Below are 9,451 nucleotides of genomic sequence, written 5' to 3'. Positions count from 1 at the left end.
CCGGCGCCCTGAAATTGCTGCTGTTGGCGTTGATCGCCGAACAGCCGTGCCACGGCTATGACCTGATTCGCCAGATCGAAAGCATGTTCGACGGCGCCTACAGCCCCAGCCCCGGTGTGATTTATCCGACCCTGACATTCCTTGAAGAAAGCGAAATGATTGCGGGCGATGCCGAAGGCGGGAAAAAACGCTACAGCGTGACCGATGCCGGACGTCTGTTCCTGAAAGAGCAAACCATTGCACTGGATGGCGTGCGGATGCGCATCGACGTCAGCAAGCGTTCGCTACGCGGACATGATCGCCCGGCAGAAATCCATGAAGCCGTGCATAACCTGCGCCACGCCCTGCAAATGCACCATGGGCGCTGGAGCCCGGACGAAATCCTGCGGGTACGCGACCTGCTCAACAACACCGCCAAGGCCATCGTCGACGGCCCGGCCGTTCAGGAGAATGCCGAATGACTGAAGTGATTGCCTCAACCATTCACCGTGTCATGCACGAGATCAAACGCCGTCGCCTGGAAGTGCTGCGGGTGGTCGACCTGACCCCGCGCATGCGCCGGATTACCCTGGGCGGGCCTGAGCTGGCTGGCTTCGTCAGCCTGGGTACGGATGACCACGTCAAGTTGCTGTTCCCGCAGAACGCCGAGCAAGCGGCAACGCTGGAAACCCTGGTGCTGGGCGCCGGCAAGGCCAACGGTCCGTTGCCTGAAATGCGCGACTACACCCCGCGCCGCCATGACCCCGACACGCTCGAACTGGACATCGACTTTGTGCTGCACGGCGACGGCCCGGCCGCGACCTGGGCCGAACAGGCCCAACCTGGACAGTTCCTGCACATCGGCGGGCCAAGGGGCTCGATGATCGTGCCGGACATCTTCGACAGCTACTTGCTGATCGGCGACGAAACCGCCCTGCCCGCCATCGCCCGGCGCCTGGAAGGGCTGGCGGCCAATCGGCGTGCCCTGGTGATCATCGAAGTGGAGAACGGCAAGGAGCAGCAAGTGCTGGAAAGCGCTGCCGAGGTCAATGTGATCTGGGTGCTGCGCGAAGGTGGCAAGGATCATTTGCTGAGCACTGTGCGTCAGATCCAGGTTCCTGCAGGAAGCTTGTATGCCTGGGTCGCGACCGAGAGCAAGGTGTCGCGGCAAATTCGCCGGGTGTTGCTCGATGAACACGGGCTGGATGAGCAGTTCGTCAAGGCGGTTGGGTACTGGAAGTTGGACGACAACAACGAGGAGTAACAGGCGTCACACTGTGGCGAGGGGGCTTGTCGGATCGCCACAAAAAGCATTCCACACCGCCATATCCGCGGTTACATTCGAGCGCGCCACCGATCCAACCCCACCACCCACAACGCAATCACCACAAACCCCGCCAACAATCCCCCGGCATTGATAAACACCTGTGGATAACCCAGCTTCTCCACATCAATGAACGGGTACGGATAAGTCGCCAGCAGATGCCCGCGCAGCAGCGAGTAGGCGAAGTACACTAGCGGATAAATCATCCACAACGCGATGTGCCCCAATCGCAACGTACCCTTCGGTACACAGCACCACCAATAGCCCAGAAACAGCAGTGGCATGACGTCATGCAGCAGCTCATCGGCCAGCCATTGCCAGCCTTCGGGATGCCACAAGTGACGCAGCAACAGGTTGTAGGCCAGGCCGACTAACGCAATGCTCACGGCGATGCCACTGCTGACCCCTGGCTGCAAGAACCAGCGTCGCGCCGCCGATTCGCGGGATGTCAGTTCGCAGGTCAATACCGTCGCCACCAAGGTATTGCTGAGTACGGTGAAGTAACTGAAGAAGCTCAGCAGCCCGCCCATCAGGCTGGCGCCCAGAGTCCAGCGCGAATGGAAAATCAGGTACATCTGGATGCTCAAACCCGCCCAGCCGAGCACCGTCGCCACGGCCACAAAACGACGCCTCGTGGCAGCCGCTGACGTCGAAGGCTTGAGCATGTTCAGAGCGGACGCTTGGTGCGCATCAACTTCACATACAGGCGCTCGACCTTCTCCCGAGCCCACGGGGTTTTACGCAGGAACGTCAGGCTCGACTTGATGCTCGGGTCGCTCTTGAAGCAGCGGATATCGATGCGCTCGGCCAGCCCCGACCACTCGTAGTGTTCAACCAGCGCGTTGAGGATCTGTTCCAGCGTCACGCCATGCAACGGATCGGTGTTGTGTTCAGTCATGCCGGGCCTTCGAGCAGAGTGGGAATTGGAAGCCGCGCACCTTAGCCGAGGGCTTCGCTGGGGGGAAGCGATCTATCAAATCTAGGTGAACTTGTAGGAGCGAGCTTGCTCGCGATGGACTCGAACGATAACGCGTCAACCCAGAATGAACGCGTTATCGTTATCGACCATCGTCGGAACGCCGCCCGGAGCAAGCTCGCTCCTACAACTGTTACCGAATCCGAAAGGATGCATGTCAGTAAAAGCCCTTTCTCTATTTGTAACAGATCATTATCCTTGCACCCGCTTTAGCTGAAACGCTTCTGCTAGCCATTTCTTCCGTTTAATCCCCAGAAAAAGATCAAGAATTTCTTCTCTATGCCTGATTTCCAATTTTCGAAAGACAGCGCTGTCTTTAAGCCTGTTGCCTGCCGAAAAACCTTGAACCTGATAGGCGGATTCACCGCTTTGGGCCTTGCCACTTGCGCTCACTCGGCTCCGGCCTTCGATAGCGACTCACCGTGGATGCTCGGCGACTGGAACGGCACTCGTACCGAACTTGCGGAAAAAGGCTACGACTTCAAAGTCGATTACACCGGCGAAATGGGCAGCAACCTGCATGGCGGTCACGACCATGACCGCACCGCACGCTACAGCGACCAGTTTGCCCTCGGCACTCATTTGGACTTGCAGAAGATCCTCGGCTGGGACGCCGCCGAGTTCCAGCTGACCATCACCGAACGCAGCGGTAACAACATCAGCAACGACCGCATCAACGATCCGCGTGTCGGCGGCTTTACCTCGGCCCAGGAAGTCTGGGGCCGTGGCCAGACCTGGCGCCTGACGCAAATGTGGTATCAGCAGAAATTCTTCGACCAGAAACTCGACATCAAGGCCGGCCGCTTCGGCGAAGGCGAAGACTTCAACAGCTTCCCCTGCGACTTCCAGAACCTGGCGTTCTGCGGCTCCCAGGTCGGCAACTGGGCGGGCGACATCTGGTACAACTGGCCGGTCAGCCAGTGGGCGCTGCGGGTCAAATATCATCTGACGCCGCAGCTGTACGCGCAGATCGGCGCGTATGAGCAAAATTCGTCGAACCTGGATCGCGGCAACGGCTTCAAGCTCAGCGGCAGCGGCACCCAAGGCGCGGTCCTGCCGGTGGAACTGGTGTGGACGCCGAAGCTCAACGGCCTGCCGGGTGAATACCGCGCCGGTTACTACTACAGCAGCGCCAACGCCACCGATGTCTACAAGGACAGCAATGGCCAGCCTGCCGCCCTGAGTGGCGAAGCCTACCGCAGCGCTTCGAGCAAACACGGCGTGTGGCTCGGCCTTCAGCAGCAAGTCACCAGCCTCGCCAGCGATCACTCCCGCGGCCTGAGCCTGTTCGCCAACGGCACGATGCACGACAAGAAGACCAACGCCATCGACAACTACGTCCAGGCTGGCCTCGTCTACAAAGGCCCGTTCGACGCGCGCGCCAGGGACGACATCGGCTTTGCCATGGCCCGCGTCCACGTCAACCCGGCCTTTCGCAAGAATGCCGAGGCGACCAATCAGGCCCACGCCGTCTTCGACTTCGACGACCCGGCCTTCCTGCCGCCGCAGGACACCGAATACAGCGCCGAACTCTATTACGGCGTGCACGTGACCAACTGGCTGACCGTGCGCCCGAACCTGCAATACATCCGCCACCCGGGTGGCGTGAACCAGGTCGACGACGCGCTGATCGGCGGGATCAAGGTCCAGTCGTCGTTCTAAAAAACACCGAAAGAACCTGTGGGAGCGAGCTTGCTCGCGATGGTCGTCAACGATAACGCTGCGAGCCTGACACCACACGGCGTTCTCAGGTTTTTCGCGAGCAAGCTCGCTCCTACAACATGCCCGCGCCGGATCGTCATCTACAGTGAACTTGCGCGGGACTACTTGAAACGTCACGGAGAACCACACTATGAGCACTGATGGTGCCTTGGGTCGAAGCCGTCTATGGCCGACCCTGCTCGGCATACTGCTTCTGCTAATGGGCCTGGCCATGCTGGCCGGGGGGATCAAGCTGAGCATGCTCGGCGGCTCGCTGTATTACCTGCTGGCCGGTATCGGCATCGCGCTGAGCGGCGTGTTGCTGATCGCGGCCCGCCGCGCGGCGCTGGGCCTGTACGCACTGGTGCTGTTCGCCAGTACTGTTTGGGCGCTGTGGGAAGTCGGCCTCGACTGGTGGCAACTGGTGCCACGCCTGGCGCTGTGGTTCGCCCTCGGCGTGGTGATGCTGCTGCCGTGGTTCCGTCGTCCATTGCTGATCAACGGCCCTGCCCCTATGGGTACAGGCGCCTTGAGCGTGGCCGTGGTCCTGGCCGGTGCCACCGCCGTGGCCAGCCAATTCACCCATCCGGGCGAGACCCTCGGCGAGTTGGGTCGTGAATCGGCTGACATGACCAGCACCGCGCCGCAGATGCCTGAAGGCGACTGGCAGGCCTATGGTCGCAGCGAATTCGGTGACCGCTATTCGCCACTCAAGCAGATCACCCCGGCCAACGTCGGCAAGCTGCAGGAAGCCTGGCGTATCCAGACTGGCGATCTGCCAACCGCCGATGACCCGGTGGAACTGACCAACGAAAACACCCCGCTCAAGGCCAACGGCATGCTCTATGCCTGCACCGCCCACAGCAAAGTGCTGGCACTGGATCCGGACACCGGCAAGGAACTGTGGCGTTTCGACCCGCAGATCAAGAGCCCGGTGGGTTTCAAGGGCTTCGCCCACATGACCTGCCGTGGCGTGTCGTACTACGACGAAGCGGCCTACGCCAAGTCTGAAAACGCTGCCTCTGCAGTGATTTCCGAGGCCGGCAAAGCCGTCGCCCAGGCCTGCCCGCGTCGTCTGTACCTGCCAACCGCTGATGCACGCCTGATCGCACTCAACGCCGACACCGGCAAAGTCTGCGAAGGTTTCGGTAAAAACGGTGTGGTTGACCTGACTCAAGGCATCGGACCGTTCACCCCGGGTGGCTACTACGCCACCTCGCCGGCAGCGATCACCCGCGACCTGGTGATCATGGGCGGCCATGTCACCGACAACGAGTCGACCAACGAGCCATCCGGCGTGATCCGTGCCTTTGACGTACACGACGGTCATCTGGTGTGGAACTGGGACAGCAACAATCCAGACGCGACCGAACCGCTGCCAGAGGGCGAACACTACAGCCGCAATTCGGCCAACATGTGGTCGCTGGCCAGCGTCGACGAAAAACTCGGCATGGTCTACCTGCCGCTGGGCAACCAGACCCCTGACCAGTGGGGCGCAGACCGCACCCCGGGCGCCGAGAAGTTCAGTGCCGGCCTGGTCGCGCTGGACCTGGCCACCGGCAAGGTGCGCTGGAACTACCAGTTCACTCACCATGACCTGTGGGACATGGACGTCGGCAGCCAACCAACCCTGCTGGACATGAAAACCGCCGACGGCATCAAGCCGGCCGTGATCCAACCGACCAAGCAAGGCAGCCTGTACGTACTCGACCGTCGTGACGGCACGCCGATCATCCCGATCAAGGAAATCCCGGTTCCGCAAGGCGCCGTGAAAGGTGACCACACCGCGCCGACCCAGGCCCGTTCGGACCTGAACCTGCTGGCCCCGGAACTGACCGAAAAAGCCATGTGGGGCGCCAGCCCGTTTGACCAGATGCTGTGCCGCATCCAGTTCAAGGAACTGCGTTACGAAGGTCAATACACCCCGCCGTCGGAACAGGGCAGCCTGATCTATCCGGGTAACGTTGGCGTCTTCAACTGGGGTGGAGTTTCGGTCGACCCGGTTCGCCAGATGCTGTTCACCAGCCCGAACTACATGGCCTTCGTCTCGAAAATGGTGCCTCGCGCCGAAGTCGCGGCCGGCAGCAAGCGCGAGAGCGAAACAGCGGGCGTGCAACCGAACACCGGCGCACCTTACGCGGTGATCATGCACCCGTTCATGTCGCCGTTCGGCGTACCGTGCCAGGCTCCGGCCTGGGGCTACGTGGCCGGCATCGACCTGACCACAGGCAAAGTCGTGTGGAAACGCAAGAACGGCACCAGCCGCGACAGCTCGCCATTGCCTATCGGCCTGCCACTCGGCGTGCCAAGCATGGGCGGCTCGATGGTCACCGCCGGCGGCGTCGGCTTCCTGAGCGGCACGCTGGATCAATACCTGCGCGCCTATGACGTCAACACCGGCAACGAGCTTTGGAAATCGCGCCTGCCGGCTGGCGGTCAGGCTACGCCGATGACCTACACCGGCAAGGACGGCAAGCAGTACGTGCTGTTGGTCGTCGGTGGCCACGGCTCACTGGGCACCAAAATGGGTGACTATGTGATTGCGTACAAACTGTCCGAGTAAGTTTTAGCGGCAGTAAAAAAAAGGCGACGCCCGTGAGGACGTCGCCTTTTTTGTCGCCGCAGATTTCAAAACACCCCCGGACTACTGTGGGAGCGGACTTGCTCGCGAATGCGGTGCGCCAGACAACATTTACATCGACTGACACTCCCTCTTCGCGAGCAAGCCCGCTCCCACAATTGACCGCGCACAGCCATGGTTCAGCTAACCTGTCTCTGCGCTGAACACGCCGTCGAAACACGCCCTTGCAGAAAATGCCCGTTGAAACCACCGCCAACCTGCCCCATCTAAGACCCATACCCATTGCGCAGGTGCCCCCATGAGCGACCAGCAAGAATTCCCCGAAGACCCGAGCGAATACGCCGATCCGGAAAACGCCCCACAGCACAAACCCGGCAAAGGCCTGGCCCTGCCCGGCCAGAACCTGCCGGACAAGGTCTACATCATCCCGATTCACAACCGACCGTTCTTCCCGGCCCAGGTGCTGCCGGTCATCGTCAACGAAGAGCCGTGGGCCGAGACCCTGGACCTGGTGGCCAAGTCCGAACACCACTCCCTGGCCCTGTTCTACATGGACACGCCCCAGGATGACCCGCGCCATTTCGACACCTCGGCCCTGCCGCTCTATGGCACCCTGGTCAAGGTGCACCACGCCAGCCGCGAAAACGGCAAGCTGCAATTCGTCGCCCAGGGCCTGACCCGCGTACGCCTCAAGACCTGGCTCAAGCATCACCGCCCGCCGTATCTGGTGGAAGTCGAATACCCGCACCAACCCACCGAGCCGACCGACGAGGTCAAGGCCTACGGCATGGCGTTGATCAATGCGATCAAGGAGCTGCTGCCGCTCAACCCGCTGTACAGCGAAGAGCTGAAGAACTACCTCAACCGTTTCAGCCCCAACGATCCGTCGCCGCTGACCGACTTCGCGGCGGCCCTGACCTCGGCCACCGGCAGCGAGTTGCAGGAAGTGCTCGACTGCGTGCCAATGCTCAAGCGCATGGAAAAAGTCCTGCCGATGCTGCGCAAGGAAGTCGAAGTCGCACGTCTGCAAAAAGAGATTTCCGCCGAAGTTAACCGCAAGATCGGCGAGCATCAGCGTGAGTTCTTCCTCAAGGAGCAACTCAAGGTCATCCAGCAGGAACTCGGCCTGACCAAGGACGACCGCAGCGCCGACCTTGAACAGTTCGAACAGCGACTGACCGGCAAGGTCCTGTCGCCACAAGCTCAGAAACGCATCGAAGAGGAAATGAACAAGCTGTCGGTGCTGGAAACCGGCTCGCCCGAGTATGCGGTCACCCGCAACTACCTCGACTGGGCGACCTCGGTGCCGTGGGGCATATACGGTGAAGACAAACTCGACCTCAAACACGCACGCAAGGTGCTGGACAAACACCATGCCGGCCTCGACGACATCAAGGACCGCATCCTCGAATTCCTCGCGGTCGGGGCCTACAAAGGCGAGATCAGCGGTTCCATAGTGTTGCTGGTGGGGCCGCCGGGCGTGGGCAAGACCAGCGTCGGCAAATCCATCGCTGAATCCCTGGGCCGGCCGTTCTATCGCTTCAGCCTTGGCGGCATGCGCGACGAGGCCGAGATCAAGGGCCACCGCCGCACCTACATCGGCGCGCAACCGGGCAAACTGGTGCAGGCGTTGAAAGACGTTGAAGTGATGAACCCGGTGATCATGCTCGACGAGATCGACAAGATGGGCCAGAGCTACCAGGGCGACCCGGCCTCGGCGCTGCTGGAAACCCTCGATCCGGAGCAGAACGTCGAATTCCTCGACCACTACCTCGACTTGCGCATGGACCTGTCGAAAGTGCTGTTCGTGTGCACCGCCAACACCCTCGATTCGATCCCCGGCCCGCTGCTGGACCGGATGGAAGTGATTCGCCTGTCGGGCTACATCACCGAGGAAAAAGTCGCCATCGCCAAGCGTCACCTGTGGCCCAAGCAACTGGAAAAGGCCGGTGTGTCCAAAAGCAGCCTGAGCATCAGCGACAGCGCGCTCAAGGCGCTGGTCGACGGTTATGCTCGTGAAGCCGGCGTGCGCCAGCTGGAGAAAAACCTCGGCAAACTGGTGCGCAAAGCGGTGATGAAACTGCTCGATGAGCCGAACGCCGTGATCAAACTCGGCCCGAAAGACCTGGAAACGTCCCTCGGCAAACCGGTGTTCCGCAACGAGCAGGTACTGTCGGGTGTCGGCGTCATCACCGGTCTTGCCTGGACCAGCATGGGCGGCGCGACCCTGCCGATCGAAGCCACGCGCATCCACACCCTCAACCGTGGGTTCAAGCTCACCGGGCAACTGGGCGATGTGATGAAGGAGTCAGCGGAAATCGCCTACAGCTACGTCAGCTCGCACCTGAAGTCGTATGGCGGCGATCCGAAATTCTTCGACGAAGCCTTCGTGCACCTGCACGTGCCGGAAGGCGCCACACCGAAAGACGGCCCGAGCGCCGGCGTGACCATGGCCAGTGCCCTGCTGTCGCTGGCGCGCAACCAGCCGCCGAAAAAAGGCGTGGCCATGACCGGCGAGTTGACATTGACCGGGCATGTACTGCCGATTGGCGGTGTTCGCGAGAAGGTCATTGCAGCACGGCGGCAGAAGATTTTCGAACTGATTCTGCCGGAGGCCAACCGCGGCAATTTTGAGGAATTGCCGGAGTATCTGAAGGAAGGCATTACCGTGCATTTTGCCAAGCGCTTTGCGGATGTGGCGAAGGTGTTGTTCTGATGCTCTTGTAGCGCCTGTACTGCCGTCTTCGCGGGCAAGCCCGCTCCCACAGGAAATTGAGTCGGTCACAAAACTTGTGTGCACCCTCAATCCCTGTGGGAGCGGGCTTGCCCGCGAAGGCGTCAGTCCTGACACCACCGTCCAGGCTGACTGTCACACTTTGTCTCATCTTAA

The 9,451-nt window shown here is 61.1% G+C and carries 7 protein-coding genes; 5 read left to right on the top strand and 2 right to left on the bottom strand.

Annotated features, from left to right (window positions below; all coding sequences use genetic code 11):
* Positions 1-461, top strand: a 461-nt coding sequence (locus PMI29_RS28780; RefSeq protein ID WP_007993308.1) for a PadR family transcriptional regulator, incomplete at its 5' end; no start/stop codon positions are given.
* The gene (locus PMI29_RS28785; RefSeq protein WP_007993307.1) at positions 458-1,243 is read left to right on the top strand and encodes a siderophore-interacting protein; all 786 of its coding nucleotides are present in this window, start codon (positions 458-460) and stop codon (positions 1,241-1,243) included. The genes PMI29_RS28780 and PMI29_RS28785, both read left to right, overlap by 4 nt.
* A gap of 71 nt (positions 1,244-1,314) precedes the next feature.
* Here the strand turns inward: PMI29_RS28785 and PMI29_RS28790 are convergent, their stop codons facing one another.
* Positions 1,315-1,968, bottom strand: a complete 654-nt coding sequence (locus PMI29_RS28790) for a Pr6Pr family membrane protein (RefSeq protein WP_033051877.1) — start codon at positions 1,966-1,968, stop codon at positions 1,315-1,317.
* A gap of 2 nt (positions 1,969-1,970) precedes the next feature.
* Positions 1,971-2,201, bottom strand: a complete 231-nt coding sequence (locus PMI29_RS28795) for a VF530 family DNA-binding protein (RefSeq protein ID WP_007985772.1) — start codon at positions 2,199-2,201, stop codon at positions 1,971-1,973.
* A gap of 357 nt (positions 2,202-2,558) precedes the next feature.
* Between PMI29_RS28795 and PMI29_RS28800 the strand changes: the two genes are divergently transcribed.
* From PMI29_RS28800 to lon, 3 genes are all read left to right on the top strand, one after another.
* Positions 2,559-3,941, top strand: a complete 1,383-nt coding sequence (locus PMI29_RS28800; RefSeq protein ID WP_007993303.1) for a carbohydrate porin — start codon at positions 2,559-2,561, stop codon at positions 3,939-3,941.
* 190 nt (positions 3,942-4,131) lie between these two features.
* Positions 4,132-6,543 (top strand): glucose/quinate/shikimate family membrane-bound PQQ-dependent dehydrogenase, encoded by a 2,412-nt coding sequence (locus tag PMI29_RS28805; RefSeq protein ID WP_007993301.1) that lies wholly within the window; start codon positions 4,132-4,134, stop codon positions 6,541-6,543.
* Between the two features lie 316 nt (positions 6,544-6,859).
* The gene (gene lon, locus PMI29_RS28810) at positions 6,860-9,277 is read left to right on the top strand and encodes an endopeptidase La (protein WP_007993299.1); all 2,418 of its coding nucleotides are present in this window, start codon (positions 6,860-6,862) and stop codon (positions 9,275-9,277) included.
* Positions 9,278-9,451: the final 174 nt, after the last annotated feature.

The organism is Pseudomonas sp. GM49 (genome assembly GCF_000282355.1).
Taxonomy (GTDB): Bacteria; Pseudomonadota; Gammaproteobacteria; order Pseudomonadales; family Pseudomonadaceae; genus Aquipseudomonas.
The sequence above is the reverse complement of the archived record's forward strand: the minus strand, read 5'-3'. Positions and strand labels throughout refer to the sequence as shown.

Coding starts and splice junctions, on each gene's coding strand:
- PMI29_RS28790 (WP_033051877.1), bottom strand. CDS start 1,968: ATGCTCAAGCCTTCGACGTCAGCGGCTGCCACGAGGCGTCGTTTTGTG.
- lon (WP_007993299.1), top strand. CDS start 6,860: ATGAGCGACCAGCAAGAATTCCCCGAAGACCCGAGCGAATACGCCGAT.
- PMI29_RS28800 (WP_007993303.1), top strand. CDS start 2,559: ATGCCTGATTTCCAATTTTCGAAAGACAGCGCTGTCTTTAAGCCTGTT.
- PMI29_RS28795 (WP_007985772.1), bottom strand. CDS start 2,201: ATGACTGAACACAACACCGATCCGTTGCATGGCGTGACGCTGGAACAG.
- PMI29_RS28805 (WP_007993301.1), top strand. CDS start 4,132: ATGAGCACTGATGGTGCCTTGGGTCGAAGCCGTCTATGGCCGACCCTG.
- PMI29_RS28785 (WP_007993307.1), top strand. CDS start 458: ATGACTGAAGTGATTGCCTCAACCATTCACCGTGTCATGCACGAGATC.